The sequence below is a fragment of the Brachyspira innocens ATCC 29796 genome, assembly GCF_000384655.1.
GTDB lineage: Bacteria > Spirochaetota > Brachyspiria > Brachyspirales > Brachyspiraceae > Brachyspira > Brachyspira innocens.
Genome location: NZ_ARQI01000125.1, coordinates 37748 through 56287, shown reverse-complemented (window position 1 = coordinate 56287; position 18540 = coordinate 37748). Strand labels below are relative to the sequence as shown.

The 18540-nt window shown below is 28.5% G+C and carries 16 protein-coding genes; 6 read left to right on the top strand and 10 right to left on the bottom strand.

Annotated features, from left to right (window positions below):
* Positions 1–18: 18 nt before the first annotated feature.
* Together pfkB and F811_RS0112415 are read right to left on the bottom strand one after the other, a co-directional pair.
* Positions 19–936 carry a 1-phosphofructokinase gene (gene pfkB, locus F811_RS0112420; RefSeq protein WP_020005561.1) on the bottom strand — a complete coding sequence of 306 codons (918 nt, stop codon included), beginning with the start codon at positions 934–936 and terminating at the stop codon, positions 19–21.
* A 17-nt stretch (positions 937–953) separates the two neighbouring features.
* Entirely contained in the window at positions 954–1697 is a 744-nt protein-coding gene (locus F811_RS0112415) for a DeoR/GlpR family DNA-binding transcription regulator (protein ID WP_020005560.1), read from the bottom strand.
* Positions 1698–1962: 265 nt separating this feature from the next.
* Here F811_RS0112415 and F811_RS0112410 point away from each other — a divergent pair, with 265 nt between their 5' ends.
* Complete coding sequence (locus tag F811_RS0112410; protein WP_020005559.1) at positions 1963–3180, top strand: M20 metallopeptidase family protein; 1218 nt, start codon at positions 1963–1965, stop codon at positions 3178–3180.
* Positions 3181–3230: 50 nt separating this feature from the next.
* Here the strand turns inward: F811_RS0112410 and F811_RS0112405 are convergent, their stop codons facing one another.
* The 3 genes from F811_RS0112405 to carA all read right to left on the bottom strand — a co-directional run bounded on the left by F811_RS0112405 (position 3231) and on the right by carA (position 8494).
* A complete protein-coding gene (locus F811_RS0112405) occupies positions 3231–3866 on the bottom strand; it encodes a Pr6Pr family membrane protein (RefSeq protein WP_020005558.1) in 636 nt (211 codons plus the stop codon).
* A 364-nt stretch (positions 3867–4230) separates the two neighbouring features.
* The gene (carB, locus tag F811_RS0112400; RefSeq protein ID WP_020005557.1) at positions 4231–7422 is read right to left on the bottom strand and encodes a carbamoyl-phosphate synthase large subunit; all 3192 of its coding nucleotides are present in this window, start codon (positions 7420–7422) and stop codon (positions 4231–4233) included.
* Complete coding sequence (gene carA / locus F811_RS0112395; protein WP_020005556.1) at positions 7415–8494, bottom strand: glutamine-hydrolyzing carbamoyl-phosphate synthase small subunit; 1080 nt, start codon at positions 8492–8494, stop codon at positions 7415–7417. The genes carB and carA overlap by 8 nt, the downstream gene beginning before the upstream one ends.
* A 719-nt stretch (positions 8495–9213) precedes the next feature.
* Between carA and thrC the strand changes: the two genes are divergently transcribed.
* From thrC to F811_RS0112375, 3 genes are all read left to right on the top strand, one after another.
* Positions 9214–10269 (top strand): threonine synthase, encoded by a 1056-nt coding sequence (gene thrC, locus F811_RS0112390; RefSeq protein ID WP_013113119.1) that lies wholly within the window; start codon positions 9214–9216, stop codon positions 10267–10269.
* A 1-nt stretch (position 10270) separates the two neighbouring features.
* Positions 10271–11239 carry a homoserine kinase gene (gene thrB, locus F811_RS0112385; RefSeq protein ID WP_020005555.1) on the top strand — a complete coding sequence of 323 codons (969 nt, stop codon included), beginning with the start codon at positions 10271–10273 and terminating at the stop codon, positions 11237–11239.
* 150 nt (positions 11240–11389) lie between these two features.
* Entirely contained in the window at positions 11390–12385 is a 996-nt protein-coding gene (locus F811_RS0112375) for a DUF3089 domain-containing protein (RefSeq protein WP_020005553.1), read from the top strand.
* A gap of 97 nt (positions 12386–12482) precedes the next feature.
* Here F811_RS0112375 and F811_RS0112370 read toward each other — a convergent pair whose 3' ends face one another.
* The 5 genes from F811_RS0112370 to F811_RS0112345 all read right to left on the bottom strand — a co-directional run bounded on the left by F811_RS0112370 (position 12483) and on the right by F811_RS0112345 (position 16694).
* Complete coding sequence (locus F811_RS0112370; protein ID WP_020005552.1) at positions 12483–13052, bottom strand: TIGR03943 family putative permease subunit; 570 nt, start codon at positions 13050–13052, stop codon at positions 12483–12485.
* Positions 13053–13066: 14 nt separating this feature from the next.
* The gene (locus F811_RS0112365) at positions 13067–13885 is read right to left on the bottom strand and encodes a metal ABC transporter permease (RefSeq protein WP_020005551.1); all 819 of its coding nucleotides are present in this window, start codon (positions 13883–13885) and stop codon (positions 13067–13069) included.
* Positions 13882–14574 carry a metal ABC transporter ATP-binding protein gene (locus F811_RS0112360; RefSeq protein ID WP_020005550.1) on the bottom strand — a complete coding sequence of 231 codons (693 nt, stop codon included), beginning with the start codon at positions 14572–14574 and terminating at the stop codon, positions 13882–13884. Before F811_RS0112360 ends, F811_RS0112365 begins: the two co-directional genes overlap by 4 nt.
* A 3-nt stretch (positions 14575–14577) precedes the next feature.
* On the bottom strand, positions 14578–15579 hold the full coding sequence (locus F811_RS0112355) for a metal ABC transporter substrate-binding protein (RefSeq protein WP_020005549.1): 1002 nt from the start codon (positions 15577–15579) through the stop codon (positions 14578–14580).
* A 506-nt stretch (positions 15580–16085) separates the two neighbouring features.
* Entirely contained in the window at positions 16086–16694 is a 609-nt protein-coding gene (locus tag F811_RS0112345) for a hypothetical protein (protein ID WP_020005547.1), read from the bottom strand.
* Between the two features lie 211 nt (positions 16695–16905).
* Between F811_RS0112345 and yedE the strand changes: the two genes are divergently transcribed.
* Positions 16906–17991, top strand: coding sequence for a YedE family putative selenium transporter (gene yedE / locus F811_RS0112340; RefSeq protein ID WP_020005546.1), 1086 nt, complete (start codon positions 16906–16908; stop codon positions 17989–17991).
* Between the two features lie 283 nt (positions 17992–18274).
* The gene (locus tag F811_RS0112335; protein WP_020005545.1) at positions 18275–18508 is read left to right on the top strand and encodes a sulfurtransferase TusA family protein; all 234 of its coding nucleotides are present in this window, start codon (positions 18275–18277) and stop codon (positions 18506–18508) included.
* Positions 18509–18540: the final 32 nt, after the last annotated feature.

Genomic DNA, 18540 nt, shown 5'->3' with positions numbered 1-18540 from the left:
GCCTCCGTATTTATAAAATTAATTAACTTTTTTTATTTCTGTATTTTCTAAAAATTTCTTCATACTATCAAATGTAGTTAAACCTTCAGAACAAGCAGTAGAACTTCCGCTTGCTATAGCATATTTATAAGAATCAATTATATTTAAATTATTGCTTAATCCATAAACTATACCAGCAACCATAGAATCTCCAGCCCCAACAGAACTTATCAATTTTCCGTCTGGAGCATTTCCTAAATAAGCCTCATCTTTTGTTACTAAAATAGATCCATCTTTTCCTAAAGATACTATTACATTTTCACTTCCCTCTTTTATTAACTCTCTAGCATATTTTATTATATCTTCTGTTTTTTCTATTTGTTTATTAAAATATTCGCTTAATTCTTTTTTATTTGGTTTTGTAAGAAATACTTTTTCTTTTAATCCAAATTTGAATGCCTCATCTCTAGCATCTAGTATTACTTTTATATTTTTATTTGCTATTGATATAATGTCTTTATATATAGAGCTTTCTACAGAACTAGGTACGCTTCCAGACAATACTAAAATATCATTTTCTTTTATATTAGTTTTTATGAAGTTTAATAATTCATTAACTTTTTCTTTTGAAATATTTGGTGATTTGCCTGCTATTTCACTTTCAGTCTTTGAAGTTTTTAATTTTATATTTATTCTTGTATCTTCTTCTAAGTATATAAAATGCTCTTTAATACCATATTCTTTAAGATGCTTTTTGATATAATCTCCAGTGAATCCGCCGCAAAAACCTAAAGCCGCAGAATCGATATTAAAGTTTTTTAATACCTTAGAAACATTAATCCCTTTTCCTCCTGCTAATGTATAGGCATTATCAACTTTGTTTAATTCTCCCTCTTCAAAGATATTCATGTCTATATAATAGTCAACAGCAGGATTTAGTGTTAAAGTATATATCATAAATAATCTCCCACTTTTTATTGATTAACAATAAATAATCCTTTTAATTTATTTTTTATATTATCATCTATTTCTTTAGCATTCGTTATTAAATAAGAATCTTCCAAACTGCAAAAGTTTATAAGACTTCTTTTGTTAAATTTGGATTCATCGCATAAAAAGTAAGTTTTATCTGCCCTCTTAGAAGCTTCACTTTTTATCAATGCCTCCTCACTATCTGGTGTAGAATATCCGTATATATCAACACCATTAGCTCCCATAAATGCCAAATCAAAATTGAAATTCTTTACAGACATTGCAGCAGTTCCTCCAACCAATGCCCCTGTAAGTGTTTTTATCTTTCCGCCTATCAAATAAGTTTCTATTCTTTTATTATTAAGTTCATCTATATGGCTTACACCGTTTGTTATAACCTTTATATTCTCAATGACAGATAAATATTTAATCATAGCGAAAACACTACTGCCAGCATCAAGATATACAGTGCTTCCCTCTTCTACTAAAGAAGCAGCAAACTTACCTATATTGTCTTTTTCCTTTGAAAATATTTCTCTTTTATATAATAAACTCTCTTCCTGAGCGTCAGTTAATACTGCCCCACCATGAACCCGCTTTATCTTACCAGCCTCTTCAAGAAACGTTAAATCACGCCTGATTGTAGCCTCTGATACATTAAGTCTTTCTATTAGTTCCTCTATCTTTAAGTTCTTTTTTTCTTTTATAACTTCAAGTATCAATTCATATCTGCTTACTTTTAGCACTTCTTTAATATCCTTATTTATTATCTATATTAATAATTATATAAAAAAAGCTAAAAAAATCAATCAATTTCAATCAAAAATAATCAAAATCAATCAAAATTTATTAAAAAATTCTATATTTTGTATAATATGTACTACAATATATATGAATTATAGCTGTAAAAAACTGTTTAATAACTTTAAATATATATCATAAATAATAAGTATTGAAGTTAATAATCAAAAATATATAATAATAATAAATACATTAACAAAGTTTTATTTTATGGAAGAATTAGAGTTAATAAAAAGCAAAATAAAAGAAATAAAAGAAGAATTAATAAATATACGAAGAGATTTGCATTCTAACCCTGAACTCTCAGAAAAAGAATTCCAAACCATGAATACGATCTCTAATCATTTAAAAAAATACAATATAGAACATAAAACAGAAGTTGCTGATACTGGAATTATAGCTGATATAAAAGGAGAGGATAAAAGTTTTACAGTAGCATTCAGAGCAGATATAGACGCACTTCCAATAGATGATTTAAAAAACTGCAGCTACAGCTCAAAAAATAAAGGTGTGTGTCATGCATGCGGACATGATATACATACTGCAATCAATTTAGGTATAGCTTCAGTATTTCAAAATAATAGCAAAGGAATAATACCTCCTTGCAATATAAGGCTTATATTTCAGCCTGCAGAAGAAACTGTAGGAGGTGCTTTGAGAATGATAAAAGAAAATGCATTGGAAAATGTTAATGTTATATATGGTCTGCATGTTTCTACTCATAGTGATATAGGTTTTGTACAGATAAATGATAATATTGTTAATGCTTCATGTTTGGACTTTAAGATAAAAGTTTATGGAAAAACAGCACATGCTGCTAATCCTTCTGGAGGAATTGATACTATAGTAATAGCCGCCAAAATAATAGATAGTATTCAGACAATAATAAGCAGAAATGTACATGCAGAAGATAGTGCTGTTATAACAATAGGAACAATAAACGGAGGTAGTGCTGAAAATATTATATGCGGTTATACTGAGATGACTGGTACAATAAGAGCCTTAAGAGAAAGCACTATGGAGAAAATAATAATAAAAATAAAAAAAATAATAAAAGGTATAGCATACTCTTTTGATGCTGATGCTGAATTTATAGAAACGGTATATTTTGCAAGTCTCATTAATTGGAAAGAAGCTTCTGATATTGTAAGAGAAAATGCTATTAATTTGCTTGGAGAGAAAAATGTACTTGAATTAAAGCCTTCTATGGGAGCTGAAGATTTTTCTTTTTTCATACAAAATAAAGCAGGAGCATTTTTTAATATAGGTGCAAGAAACAAAAAAAAAGGAATAATACATGAAGCTCATAACGGACTCTTTGATGCTGATGAAGAATGCATAGAAATAGGGCTTACTTTACAGATAATGAATCTATATAAAAGCTATTTAAAAAAAGACATTTTTTGGCTTGGAAAAGAGAGAAATTAAATATAAATTAATCAATAATAGTTATTTTATAATATAGCTAAAAAATAAAATTATTTATTATGTTTACCATATACTTTATTAAATAATCTGTCAATAAAATATTCTATATAACCTAAAACTGCAAAAAATAAGGTGATAAAAAATACATTTCTTAATACAGTTTTAAGTCCATATTTATATATATCAACAAAAAAGTAAGGATAATAACTTCCGTCCGAAAAAGGACTTCCAACTCTAGCCCTTATAAGTATAAACACAAAATATAAAATTGGTATTATAAGCCAAAGAATAGGATCTATTATTTTATAAATTCCTTTCTTATCAAAAATAATATAATCAAAAATAGTCATAATAGGCACTATATAATGAAGTATAATATTTCTAATATAATCAATGCCTTCTAATTTACCCGAAGTTGTACTCAATAAAAAATGATACACCAAAAATGTAACTGTTATAGACATTGTAACAGCACCTTTGAATCTTGGATAAAATGTTTCTTTTTTCTTTATAATATTTAAAATATCCAAAATAAAATACACTATTACAAGTATATTGCTTTGATATGTGAAGTAGTATGCTGTTTCTATATCAAGTTTAAAATTATCATAGAAAAATCCATTAAGCACAGCGAAAGTACCAATTACAATTATTATTATTTTATATACTATAGAAAAATTTGACATACTACACTCATAAAAATATTAATAGACTTGTTTCAAAACTCAATTTCTTAATATTTATAATTTTTTAATTTAATATTTTTTAATTATAGTTGGGGCTTTGCCCCAAACCCCAGTTCTTTTATTGGTATAAAAGAACCAAAAGAACTGCATTTTTATAGTTTAAATATATAAAATATTTATTTATATAATAATCAATATTATATAATTTAGCATAAAGTAATAAACTTATAAAAATTGTTTGTCAAGTAGTTTTGAAACAAGTCTAATGTTACTCAATATTATAAATCTTTTTATAAATAAAAAAAGATGAACATAAAAAATAAATCTGCCCATCTTTTTAAAATTTATTATTAATTATATATAATCATGCAATAGGCATTATACTAAAGTTTATAGACTCTATTACTCTAAGCAAAGCGTACGCCGTATCTAATGATGTAATGCATGATATATTATTTTCAGCAGATGCCCTTCTTAATTCCAAACTATCAGAATGAGTTTGACTATTAGTTTCTATTGTATTTATAACATAATCAACCCTTCCTAGTCTTATAGTATCTACTATATTTTCAAAACCTTCTTCATCAATCTTTGAAACCTCCTTAACATAAAGACCTTCTTTTCTTAAAAAATTTGCTGTTCCTTTTGTGGCATATATTCCATAACCAATATTAGAAAATCTTTTAGCCAAGTCTAATATTTCATCTTTATGATTATCTGATATAGTAAGAAGAACATTTCCTTGAAGAGGTATTTTAACCCCACTTGCTATCAATGCCTTATATAAAGCCTTCTCAAAATTAACATCAAAACCTAAAGCCTCCCCAGTACTTTTCATCTCTGGACCAAGTATAGTATCAACTCTTCTTAATTTGGCAAAAGAAAATACAGGTGCTTTAACAAATACATTTTTAGATTCTTCTTTGTATATATTATTATAACCTTGCTCTTTTAATGATTTCCCAAGTATGCACATAGTAGCCGCATTAGCCATTGGAACATTTGTTATCTTACTTAAAAACGGCACTGTTCTGCTGCTTCTAGGATTAACCTCAAGAACATAAACATTATCATTTTTATCAACTATAAACTGTATATTATAAAGACCTATAAAATTAAAGCCCTCTCCTATTCTTTTAGTATAATCAATAATAGTATCTTTTACTTTTTTTGAAATAGTCTGTGCAGGATATACACTTATAGAATCCCCAGAGTGAATACCAGCTCTTTCAATATGCTCCATAATACCCGCAATAAATACATTATGCTCACTGTCAGCAATAGCGTCAATTTCGATTTCTTTACCTATAACATATTTATCAATCAATATTGGGGCTTTATTGCTTATCTCTTTTACAGCAGTTTCCATATATATTTTTAAAGAAACATCATTATCAACTATCTCCATAGCACGTCCTCCAAGTACATAACTAGGACGTACCAAAACAGGATAACCTATATCTTTAGCTATTATCACAGCTTCATCTATTGTAAAAGCAGTTTTTCCTTTAGGCTGCGGTATATCAAGAGCTTTCAGCATCTCTTCAAATTCATGTCTGTCTTCTGCTTTATTAATATTTTCTAATGAAGTACCTAATATATTAACTCCATGCATAACTAATTTTTCAGCCAAGTTAATAGCAGTTTGTCCTCCGAACTGTACTATAACTCCTCTTGGTTTTTCTAATTCTACTATATGCATAACGTCCTCTATAGTAAGAGGTTCAAAATAAAGTTTATCAGATATTGAAAAATCTGTTGAAACCGTTTCTGGATTATTATTTATAACTATAGCCTCATATCCAGCCTCTCTTATGGTCATAACACAGTGAACAGTAGAATAATCAAACTCAACACCCTGCCCTATTCTTATAGGTCCAGAACCTAATACTATTATGCTTTCTTTGCCGCTTTTTACAGATTCATTTTCTTTTTCATAAGTAGAATAAAAATAAGGAGTCTCACTTTCAAACTCTCCAGCACAAGTATCAACCATTTTGTATACTGGCACTATATTATTTTCATGTCTTAATCTGTATAAATCAATCTCTTCAATGCCCCAAACTTTTGATATATAGCTGTCAGAAAATCCTCTCTCCTTACATTCTCTTAATACATCTATATTCATTTTATTATTTTCTAATTTTTCTTCTAATATAATTATATTTTTTATTTTTTCTAAAAAGAATCTGTCTATATGAGTAATATATATAATATCATTAATATCCTCACCTCTTCTTAATAGTTCTGCTATAATAAATATTCTCAAATCGTCTCTTAATTCTATACGCTCCCATAATTTTTTGGTAGTATAATTAGAAACATCATTATGAATTATATGATCGCATTTTATTTCAAGAGAACGAACAGCTTTTAAAAATGACTCTTCAAAATTGCGTCCTATACTCATAACTTCGCCTGTGGCTTTCATCTGAGTGCCAAGCTGTCTATCGGCATTAGGAAATTTGTCAAAAGGAAGTCTTGGGAATTTTGTAACTATATAGTCAATAGAAGGCTCAAAACATGCATAGCTTTTTTTTGTAATAGGATTAAGTATTTCATCTAAAGTCATACCCACAGCTATTTTTGCACTTATCTTAGCAATAGGATAACCTGTAGCCTTACTAGCCAAAGCACTGGAACGAGATACTCTAGGATTAACTTCTATTATATAATAATTAAAACTTTTAGGGTCAAGTGCAAGCTGTACATTGCATCCTCCGCAAATTTTCAAAGCTCTTATTATTTTAAGGCTTGCATTTCTAAGCATTTGATTTTCTCTATCGCTTAATGTCTGACAAGGAGCTACTACTATACTGTCTCCAGTATGTATTCCTACTGGGTCAACATTTTCCATATTACATACCACTATAGCATTGTCATTATTATCACGCATAACCTCGTATTCTATCTCTTTATATCCTGCAATACTCTTTTCAACCAAGCATTCATGTACTGGACTTATTTTTAAACCGCTTTCGCATATTTCGATTAATTCTTTCTCATTGCGTGCAAATCCCCCTCCAGTGCCTCCAAGAGTATAAGCAGGACGCACAACCAAGTGATAGCCTATTTTATTGGCAAAAGCAACCGCCTCTTCTACACTATGCACTATAACACTGTCTGGTACAGGCTCATTAATATCATTCATAAGTTTTTTAAAAAGCTCTCTATCTTCAGCACAGTTTATAGCATTTAAATCCGTACCTAAAATTTCAACATTATATTCATCTAATATCCCGCTTTCTGCAAGCTCAACAACCAAATTAAGCCCAGTCTGTCCTCCTAAAGAACCAAGTATCGCATCTGGTCTTTCTTTATAAATTATTCTTTTAGCAAAATCCAAATTAATAGGCTCAATATACACTTTATCTGCCACAGCACTATCAGTCATTATGGTTGCAGGATTAGAATTGATAAGTATAACCTCATAACCCTCTTCTTTTAAAGACTGGCAAGCCTGAGTACCAGCATAATCAAACTCTGCAGCCTGCCCTATCACTATAGGACCTGAACCTATTACTAATATCTTTTTTATATCATTTCTTTTAGGCATTTTTTACCCCTTCATTCATCATATTAATAAACTTGTCAAATAAATATTTACTGTCCTCAGGCCCTGGATTAGACTCTGGGTGATACTGAACAGAAAATACTGGATACTTTTTATGTTTAACTCCCTCTACACTTCCGTCATTTAAAGATACATGAGTTATAATTAAGCCAGTATTATGTAAACTCTCTTTCTCAACGGCATAGCTATGATTCTGACTTGTTATGCTCACTTTTGAAGTTTCTAAATCTTTAACAGGGTGATTGCCTCCCCTATGTCCGAATTTTAATTTAATTGTATTTGCCCCACATGCAAGACTTATAAGCTGATGACCCAAACATATTCCAAATATTGGTACTTTTCCTATAAGCTCTCTTATAGTATTAATTGATTCCTTTACATCTTTTGGATCCCCCGGTCCGTTTGAAAGCATTATACCGTCTGGATTTAAACTCATTATAGTTTTATAATCTGTATCATAAGGCACTACCACCAAATCACAATCTCTTTTGCTTAATTCTCTTATTATTCCTAGTTTTGCTCCGAAATCAATTAGTACAACTTTTTTTCCTCTGTTTGGTATAGGAAAGGCGTTTTTTGTAGAAACTCTTTTTACATGATCATTCATATAAGGAGTCTCTTTAAGCATTTTTACTATATCATCTTTATTATCTATAGTATCGCTCATTACGGCTTTAAGAGTCCCTACATCCCTTATTTTTTTTGTTATCTCTCTTGTGTCAATATTTTCTATAGCTGGAATATTTTTTAATTTTAAAAACTCGTCTATAGTTTCAGCACTCCTGAAATTATTAGGACTTTTACAAGCCTCTTTAACTACAAATCCAAATATAGCTGGATTCAAACTCTCAAAATCATCTCTGTTTATACCATAATTACCTATCAATGGATAAGTCATAACTGTTATTTGTCCGCAGTATGATAAATCTGAAAGTATTTCCTGATATCCTGTCATAGATGTATTAAAAACCAATTCACCTATTCTGAAATTATCAGAACCAAATCCTATGCCTTCATAATGACTTCCGTCTTCAAGTATTAAATAACGTTTCAATTTTAGCCTTCCTATTATTCTAAATTTTTTTTAGATTTTTGATTAAAATAAAAAAAAGATTGGAAATCAACAAAATGTCAATCTCCAATCTTTTTTAAGATTATTAAACACTGCATCGTTTGCAGAACTTTCTTTAATTTATACTTATTACAATTCATAATTTTATTTTTCTGTATTTTATTTTGATACACTATAACATATATAATTAATATTACAATCATTTTTTATAAAAAGTAAAATAAACATATACCTAAACAAATATAATCGTAAAAAACTAATTTTTTTAATTTTAAATATTTGCAGGTCTTTGCCCACCACGCTTGTGCCCAGTTCTTTTATGACGCTGTCCTTGCCGCAGGCAGGCGAGAAGAATGCACAAAAGGCTATATTTAATAATTTATTCTAAATATAAAGCATAATTAGTACTATTTAGTATTATTTTTAAACTTGCACTTTTTGCGGCGGGAAAAAGTTGAATAAAAAAATTGACAAACTATATTTGTTTAGGTATATATTACACATGTTATAAAAATTTATTTTTATTTTATAAAGTAATTAAAGAAACTTTTAAACAAGCAATTATAATACTAAAATAAAAAACTTTTATATAACATTAATACATAAAAAGCCTTGAAAAATTATTGTTTATATTATATTCTATATTGAATACTGCTAATGATAATTATTTTTATTAATTAATAACAATAAAGGATAATACTATGAAAACATGGAACGGACTTTTAAGAGAGTACAAAGAATATTTACCTATTACAGATAAAACACCTCTTATTACATTAAATGAGGGAAATACTCCATTAATAAAAGCTGAAAAAATAGGAAAAGAACTTGGCGGAATAGAATTATATTTTAAATATGACGGTCTTAATCCTACAGGCTCATTCAAAGACAGGGGAATGGTTATGGCAGTTGCTAAGGCACTTGAAGAAGGTTCAAAAGCTATTATGTGTGCTTCTACTGGAAATACTTCTGCATCCGCTGCTGCTTATGCTGCAAGAAGCGGTATTCAATGTATAGTAGTTATACCAGATGGAAATATTGCTTTAGGAAAATTGGCTCAGGCTTTGATGTATGGTGCTAAAGTTATAGCTATTAAAGGTAATTTTGATGAAGCCTTAAAAGCTGTTGTTGATATTACAAATAAATATCCTATTACATTAGTAAACTCAATTAACCCTTTCAGACTTCAGGGACAAAAAACTTCTGCATTTGAAATTTGCGATGCATTAGGAAAAGCTCCTGATTACTTGGCTATACCTGTTGGAAATGCTGGAAATATATCTGCTTATTGGATGGGTTTTAAAGAATATAAAGAAAATGGAAAAGTATCAAACTTACCTAAAATGATAGGTTTTGAGGCTGAAGGCTGTGCGGCTATAGTACAAAATAAAGTAATAGAAAATCCTCAAACTATTGCTACAGCTATAAAAATCGGTAATCCTGCAAGCTGGAAATTGGCTGTTAATGCTTCTAATGAATCAAACGGATTTATAGATTCTGTTACTGATGATGAAATATTAGAGGCTTATAAGATGCTCACAAGAGAAGAAGGAATATTTGCTGAACCTGCTTCTGCTGCTTCTCTTGCTGGAGTTATAAAAACTTATAAGGCTGGAAAATTAAACAAAGGAGATACTGTAGTTTCTGTACTTACAGGCAACGGACTTAAAGATCCTGATAATGCTATAAAAATTTGCTCTGCTCCTATAAAAGTTGATAACAATATAGAAGAAATAAGGAAGGCTATAGGAATATAATATGAATAAATCTCAAAAGAAAAACAATAAAGAAAATAATATAACAAATAAAAAACTTGTAACTTTTAAAATACCAGCTACTAGTGCAAATATAGGTTCTGCTTTTGACAGCGTGGGACTCGCTTTAGATTTATATAATGAAATACATATATATGAAAATAATAACTCTAAAAAAATAGATTTTGAAATAACAGGCGAAGGAGAAAAAGAAATATCAAAAGATGATAATATGATACTTTCTGCTATGAAACTGGTATTTAAAAGATTAAAAGCAAAGCCTGATAAAGGATATATAATAAAATGTATAAATAGAATACCGCTTTCAAGAGGGCTTGGAAGCAGTTCTGCCGCTATAATAGGAGGTTTATTGACGGCCAATTATATATTGGGAAATAAACTTTCTCTTGAAAATGAAATACTAAATATGTCAGTTCAGCTTGAAGGACACCCAGACAATGTGTCGCCTGCCATATTGGGGGGAATAATATCTGGTGTTGTTAGAAAAGATGAAGATTTTAAATATGTTAAAATAAATCCTCCTAAAGGACTAAAAGCTGTAGTTGCAATACCAAATTTTTATTTAAGTACAGAAAAAGCTAGAAATGCTCTCCCTAAAGAGATTAGCTTAAAGGATGCTATATTTAATATTTCAAGAGCAGCACTTCTCACTTCTGCATTATCTTCTAACAGACTTGATTTGCTTGAAGTGGCAACAGACGATAAACTTCATCAGGGTTATAGAGCTAAGTTTATACCTGGTCTAAAAGATTTATTTAAACAAGTAAAAATTGCTGGTGCATACTCTGTTACTATAAGCGGAGCAGGCTCTTCAATACTTGCTTTGGTCAAAGATGATGAAAAAATAATAAAAAAAGTTTCTAATGCTATGGAAAATAGTTTTTCTAAAAAGAAAATCAAATCCGAAATAAAAGTTCTTAATATACCTAAAAAAGGTATTATCATAAAATAATATCAAAAAAATCTTAAAAAAACATGCTATTTTTTTATTTTTAAATAGCATGTTTTTATTTTATTTAATATCTTTATTGATTTATATATTTTTGATAATATAATAATTTTAGAATTACAAAATAATATATTAAAAATTAAAGGAATTATTATGTCAAAAATATTAACTAGTCTTATATTAATAAGCATTATAATAAGCTGTTCAAATAATACAGGTAATATAACTACAAAAACATCAGATTATTCGGATAAAAATAATTGGCTTAATATAGCAGAAAATCAAAATGAAAGAGAAGCAGATGTTTTTTATTTGTATCCTACAACTTGGTCAAGAGAAAATACCAATGAAGATATGATATGTTCTATAGATTCTCCTTCTATGAGAAGATATACTACAAATGTAATGATTGAACAAACTGGAATATTTGAAGAAATAGCAAGTATATATGCTCCTTTTTACAGGCAGGCCGATGCTATATATCTTTTGGATAAAAATAACAATATAAGCGAAGAAGAGAAAAATAAATATTTTTATTCTGCTCCAAAAGATGATGCAATTGCTGCATTTGATTATTATATAAAAAATTATAATAATGGAAGACCTTTTATATTGTCAGGGCATTCTCAGGGTGCTATGATGATAAAACAAATACTTATAGACTATTTTAAAACAAATGAAAACTTAAAAAATAGAATGATTGCAGCTTATATATTCGGATATTCTGTTACAAAAAAAGACCTAGAAGAAAATCCTCATTTGAGATTTGCAAATAATGAATATGATACTGGAGTTATAATTTCTTATAATACAGAGAGTCCTGATTTTAACGGATATAATCCTACTCTTTTAGAAGATTCAATAGCAATTAATCCTATAACTTGGACTACTGAAGATACTTTAGCCTCAAAAGAGCAGAGTTTAGGAGCTAATATATATACAAATTATGGTATTCCTACAAAAATAGCAGATGCTAAAGTAGATAAAAAAAGAGGCGTTGTAAAATGCAGCACTATAAATGCTGATGATTTTTATTTTGGCGGACAAAGTATTTTTGAAAAAGGTGTTTATCATACTTATGATATATCGCTTTACTATTATGATTTGAAAGAAAATACCAAAAAAAGACTTAATGCTTTTTGGAAATAAAATTATTTAATATAAATAAAAAAGCGGGCAAGATAGTAATACGATTATCCTGCCCTAAACAAGGTTTATAAAATATAAATATACGAAATTGTCTTAATTAATTAGCTACAAATTCTTTTCCTCTTTTATCAAGAACATTCAAACTTATAGCATTGAGCCTCACCGTTTCATAATTATCTATCTCTAATATCTCTACAACTCCGACTACTTCAATCCAGTCCTGAGGATTTGGTATAGTACCATTATAATTAAACTCAAAGCCAGCCACTCCGTCATAGCCGCAGCAGCCAGGTCCGTATCTGAATACAAAATTGAGTTTTTCTCCAGTCTCTTCATCAGTAAAACCGTCATATATTCCTTCAAGTTTTATTAATTTCCCTCTGTAATCATCAGGATTTAAATAAACATCATTGCATTGATTGATAAACATTCTCTCCTTAATTTCTATAATATTGTTCATATCAATATTATTCATATTAACTTTCAAAGCTGAAGTTTCTTCCTGATTATTTTCTGCCTTATCTCTAGGATTACCATAATCATATTTTTTTTGAGGTATATCAACATAATTTTTTTCTATATCAAACCAGCCGTCATTATACTCTTTTTTTGAACATGATAAAATTAACATCATTATAAATAAAAATAATATATATTTACGATTCATTATTATCTCCTTAATTATCTTTTTAATACTTTTCCTATTACAGAAAATATTAAAAGCATAGCCAAATTCACCATAACAATGCATGCTCCAGTAGGATATTCTAATTGAAATGAAAGAACTATACCTATAAAAAAGCAGAACACTGATAATATTGCCGATGAAATTATAACTCCCTTAAAAGTATTAAATACCCTCATAGAAGTTAATGCTGGAAATATTATAAGGCTCGATATAAGCATAGCTCCCATCATTCTCATACCTAATACTATAATCAAAGATGTAAGTATGGATATAAGTGTATTATAAAACCCTATATTAATACCAACAGCACGGGCAAAGTTTTCGTCAAAAGTTACTAAAAATATTTTGTTATAAAACAATATATAAAGAACTATCACTATTACACTAACTGCTATACTTATATAAACTTCGCTCTTACTCATAGCAAGTATACTTCCAAACATATAGTTACATACATCTGTATTAATACCTGTCTTTACAGTAATAGCTATAATACCTACAGCTAAAGATACACTTGATATTAAAGCAATAGCAGCATCACCCTTTATTTTACTGTTTTCACTTATTCTCAAAAGCAGTATTGATGCCAAAGCCACTATAGGTATAGAAAGCTGAAGAGTAGAAAAGCCTAGCATCATAGAAAGAGACAAAGCTCCAAAGCCCACATTAGAAAGTCCTATACCTATCATAGAATATCTCTTTAATACCAGATTAACACCCAAAAGTGCCGCACATAATGAAACCAATATTCCAACTATAACAGCCCTAATAATAAAGGTATATGAAAAAAGTTCCTGAAGCAAAGCAATCATTTCATATCCTCCCCTGATATTCTTTTGTATATATCAGTTTTTATATATTCTTCAGTTGTTCCGAAAAAAAGAATATTTTTATTTAAATGAAGTATTTTATTAGAATATTTTACAGCACTTGCTATATCATGAGAAACCATTATTATAGTAACTTCATTATTAAGTTTTTTTATTAGATTATATAGGTCAGCAGTAGCTATAGGGTCTAATCCAGTAGAAGGCTCATCTAATATAAGCAGCTCTTTAGTAGAACATAAAGCACGAGCTAATGCCACTCTTTGCTGCTGACCGCCTGATAAATCTTTATATGACTTATTTTTTAAATTTTCTATATTGAGTTTCTTCAAATTTTCTAGTGCCGTTTTTTTATCATTATTAGTATAAAACGGAATAAATTTTTTATTATTAAGTCTTCCAGAAATCACTACTTCAAATACGCTTGCAGGAAATGATTTCTGTACTATTCCCTGCTGCGGCAGATAACCTATCTCGTTTTTCTTTATACTATCAAATGTTATACTTCCTTTTTTAGGTTTCATTAGTCCAAGTATAGTTTTTATTAAAGTAGTTTTACCAGAACCATTTTCGCCTATTATAGAAAGATAATCTCCTTTTGATAAAGAGAAATTAATATTTGATAATACTTCATTACTATCATAAAATACTGATAAATCTTTTATAGCCAACATATTTTAATTCAAACCCTTTTTTAAACTTTCTAAATTATCCCTCATAATGGATAAATATGAAGCTCCATCATCAAACTCTTTTTTAGTTACATTTTGTGCAGAATGAAGTTTTAATTTTGCTGCTCCAGTCTGTTCTATAATTGTATTTGCTATTTTTTCATTGCTTAGTTCTATATAATAAAGATATGGTATATTATTATCTTTTATATAGCCTATTAAATATGTTAATGTTTTAGGACTTACATCCGACTGACTGCTGCATCCATTAAAAGGAGCTCTGTAGTTAAGTCCGTATTCATCAGCTAAATATCTGAAAGGAAATCTGTCTCCAAATACTATATCTTTTCTTTTTGATGAGTTTATAGTATTCCTAAAATCATTATCGAGAGTGTATAGTTCACTATTATATTTATCAGCATTAGCTTTGTATATATCGGCATTATTAGGATCTATTTCTGACATAGCTTTGCTAATGGCATTAACCATTAAAACAGCATTTTTTGGCGAAGTCCATATATGTTCATCATAAACTCCTTCATGGGTATGCATTTCTGAAATATTATCATGATCTTCATGATTTAATTCTTCATCATGATTATGTTCTTCATCATGCTCCATACCTTCAACTATCTCCTCATCTAAAGCATTTACATAATCAATTAATTTAATTATCTTTTTGCCGTTGGTATCCATAGAAGATATTACCTTTTGAGCCCACTCCTCGCTTTCCCCTCCTATATAAATAAATACATCAGCATTCTGTATATCTATTATATCTGAAGGCGAAGCATTAAACGAATGAATTTCGATACCAGGTCTTATTATCATTTTCAAGCTGGAATTATCTAATAATATATTTCTTGCAAAATCATATATTGGAAATATTGTAGTTACAACTTTTATTTTATTGTTTTCTTTGTTTGTATCAGCATTATTTGATGATTTATTAGTATTACATGATAATACTGACATAATAAAAATTAGAATTAATATTTTCTTTGTCATAAAAAAGTCCTTTATATATAAAAAATAAAAACATTGTTAAATTAAATAAATATAAAAAATATAAAGGAAATTAAATCAATTTATCAGTTTTACTTTTAATTTAGTAGGATTATTATTTAAATAAAATATTACTTTGATTATCTTTACAAAAAATATGAAAGAAACCGATAAATATATTATAACTGAATTGTATATATTATTAAATTTTGCTATTTTAGTTACAGCCTTCACTATAGAAAACATTTCAATACATGTCGTACAATGTTCATCTGAATGGTGCATATGATAATTAGAGTGATAAAATATATAGCATACAGGAAAGATATATACAGATATAATAAATGTAAACAATATTACAATAAGTTTCATGATTTTTATATTATAATTTATAATAAATAATTGTCAATTATGAATATTTATTTTTATTGTTCACTATGACTTTTTATAAAAAGAAGTTTACAAAAAATATTAATAAAAATATCTATTGTAAACCATCTTTAATAATATTATAACTCAATATACAAAATAGGACTGTCTATACCTGAAAACATAGGAATTTCTATTAAGAATGCATCTTTCAAGTCATAAACATTAACATCTTTTACATCATCATAAGATGAAATATAGCAAGAACTTATCGTAGGTATATAATCTTTTGAAACAATCAATTTTACTTTCATAGAACTAAACATAGAAGCATATTCACTGTAATCCTGAGAATCCTCTGAATAATTAAAAGGAGTAAAGATAAACTTATTTCCATTTCTTATAGGAACTAATAGACTGTCATCTTCTGTTAAATCTTGAGCTTTTAAAATACCATTTATATAAAGACCAACTTCATTGTCATTATTTATCTGTCTGAATTTAAAATTTCTAGGATAACTGCTTCTCGCTTCGCTTTCCATATCTCTAAGTATATCATCATAATAATAATCTGGAACGCCTTCTTCATAGCCTTCAGAATAAGCAGCTAATTCTACTAAAGATTTGGACATAGTAACTATGGCAACAACTGTAATATTTTTATCATTATCTATAGTTACATACTGGGTATAATCTAAACAGCCTATAAATAATAGAGAAAATAATAAAGAAAGTATAATCTTTTTCATAAACAAAATCCTTAATTTTTAATTATATATATTTTACTACAAAAAAAATAAATAACAATCTTATATTTTACTCTAATAATAATATTAACAAATAATTTACTTTGTAATTAATTATTTTTGAATAACTATAATATAAATTAATAAATTATATTGATAATTAATTTTTTTTACTATAAAATCATAAAAAATATAATTTATAAAGGAGTCAAAAATGAAAAAAGACTTTTTCACAAGCTCTATAGGTATTATAGTCATAGGTGCCGTAATAGGAGCTATAGCAGCTTGGCTCTCTGTAATGGGCAACCCTGCTAATATGGGAATATGTATAGCATGTTTTACCCGTGATTTAGCAGGTGCACTAGGACTGCATAGAGCCGCTGCAGTACAATACATAAGACCTGAATTAATAGGTCTTGTTATTGGTGCTACAATATCTGCATTGATCTCAAAAGAATTTGTTCCTAAAGGCGGAAGCTCACCTATTATAAGATTCTGTTTAGGTTTCTTTGCTATGATAGGTGCTTTAGTTTTCTTAGGCTGTCCTTGGAGAACTTTGCTTAGAGTAGCTGGAGGCGATATTAATGGTATATTCGGATTAATAGGAATTATCATAGGAGGAGGAATCGGAGTTTTCTTCTGGAAACAAAATTTCTCTTTAGGTCAGCCTAAAGCATATAAAAATAAATTAGTTGGATTTCTTCCTTTAGTTATCGCAGTAATTCTTTTAATTCTATTATTAAAACAAACTAAATTCTCTGAAGGAGGACCAATATTTTTCTCTGAATCAGGTCCAGGAAGTATGAAAGCTCCTATAGCTATAGCATTAATAGCTTCTATAGTAATAGGTTTCGTAGCTCAAAAATCAAGATTCTGTACTGTAGGCGGACTTAGAGACGGAATATTTATGAAAGATTTTCATATGACTAAAGGAGTTATCGCTTTTATAATTGCTGCTTTTATAGTTAATATAGCTACAAGCAGATTCAATTTATCTATGGAAAATCAGCCAATAGCCCACACAAATATTTTATGGAATACAGTATCAATGATTCTTACTGGTTTAGCATTTACTTTAGGTGCAGGATGTCCAGGAAGACAAATGATACAATCTGCTGAAGGAAATATGGACAGTTTTATATTCGTTATAGGAATGCTAGTAGGAGCAGGATTTGCTCACAACTTTAATTTGGCAAGTTCAACTGCAGGTCCTACAGTATATGGAATGGGAGCTGTTATTTTAGGTTTAATATTCTGTGTAATCATAGGATTTACAATGAAAGAAAATACTGCAAGCTGATACACTTTATCGTGCAGCAGGTTGTTGTCATTATATAATAAATATACTGCACAAAATTTTTGGAAGTTATATAATGAACTCTGCTTCTGCTATGTATTATTATAACATATATAAGTTATGGTAATATACAGCAGAGGCAGAGGTTATAATAAAAAATGATATTTAGATATTTATTAATTTCTAATGCTTATTATAATAATTAAGGCTTCTAACAAATGGTGCTTATTTATTAATTTAATATATTTTATGAAATACATATAAACTAATGAAAAAGGAAAATATCATGTCTGAAACTATTAAAGTTGATACCAGAGGAATGTCATGCTCTCAGGCATCTTTTCAGGCTAAATGTGCTGCTATCAATAATCAGGAGTTAAATACTATAATAGAGGTTTTGGTAAGCGGACATTCAAGCTGTGAAAGTGTAATAAGAGGATGCCAGAAATATGGGTATGAAGGTACTTTTGAACATATAGAAAATGAAGATATTTTAGTAACTTTAAAGAAGACAAAATAATAATTATATCCTTAATATTAAAAAATAAAAAA

What these genes read in the sequence shown, in the direction of transcription:
- F811_RS0112375 (WP_020005553.1), top strand. Translation starts at nt 11,390, where the DNA reads ATGTCAAAAATATTAACTAGTCTTATATTAATAAGCATTATAATAAGC.
- F811_RS0112370 (WP_020005552.1), bottom strand. Translation starts at nt 13,052, where the DNA reads ATGAATCGTAAATATATATTATTTTTATTTATAATGATGTTAATTTTA.
- F811_RS0112410 (WP_020005559.1), top strand. Translation starts at nt 1,963, where the DNA reads ATGGAAGAATTAGAGTTAATAAAAAGCAAAATAAAAGAAATAAAAGAA.
- F811_RS0112355 (WP_020005549.1), bottom strand. Translation starts at nt 15,579, where the DNA reads ATGACAAAGAAAATATTAATTCTAATTTTTATTATGTCAGTATTATCA.
- F811_RS0112365 (WP_020005551.1), bottom strand. Translation starts at nt 13,885, where the DNA reads ATGATTGCTTTGCTTCAGGAACTTTTTTCATATACCTTTATTATTAGG.
- F811_RS0112345 (WP_020005547.1), bottom strand. Translation starts at nt 16,694, where the DNA reads ATGAAAAAGATTATACTTTCTTTATTATTTTCTCTATTATTTATAGGC.
- pfkB (WP_020005561.1), bottom strand. Translation starts at nt 936, where the DNA reads ATGATATATACTTTAACACTAAATCCTGCTGTTGACTATTATATAGAC.
- thrC (WP_013113119.1), top strand. Translation starts at nt 9,214, where the DNA reads ATGAAAACATGGAACGGACTTTTAAGAGAGTACAAAGAATATTTACCT.
- F811_RS0112360 (WP_020005550.1), bottom strand. Translation starts at nt 14,574, where the DNA reads ATGTTGGCTATAAAAGATTTATCAGTATTTTATGATAGTAATGAAGTA.
- thrB (WP_020005555.1), top strand. Translation starts at nt 10,271, where the DNA reads ATGAATAAATCTCAAAAGAAAAACAATAAAGAAAATAATATAACAAAT.
- F811_RS0112335 (WP_020005545.1), top strand. Translation starts at nt 18,275, where the DNA reads ATGTCTGAAACTATTAAAGTTGATACCAGAGGAATGTCATGCTCTCAG.
- carB (WP_020005557.1), bottom strand. Translation starts at nt 7,422, where the DNA reads ATGCCTAAAAGAAATGATATAAAAAAGATATTAGTAATAGGTTCAGGT.
- yedE (WP_020005546.1), top strand. Translation starts at nt 16,906, where the DNA reads ATGAAAAAAGACTTTTTCACAAGCTCTATAGGTATTATAGTCATAGGT.
- F811_RS0112405 (WP_020005558.1), bottom strand. Translation starts at nt 3,866, where the DNA reads ATGTCAAATTTTTCTATAGTATATAAAATAATAATAATTGTAATTGGT.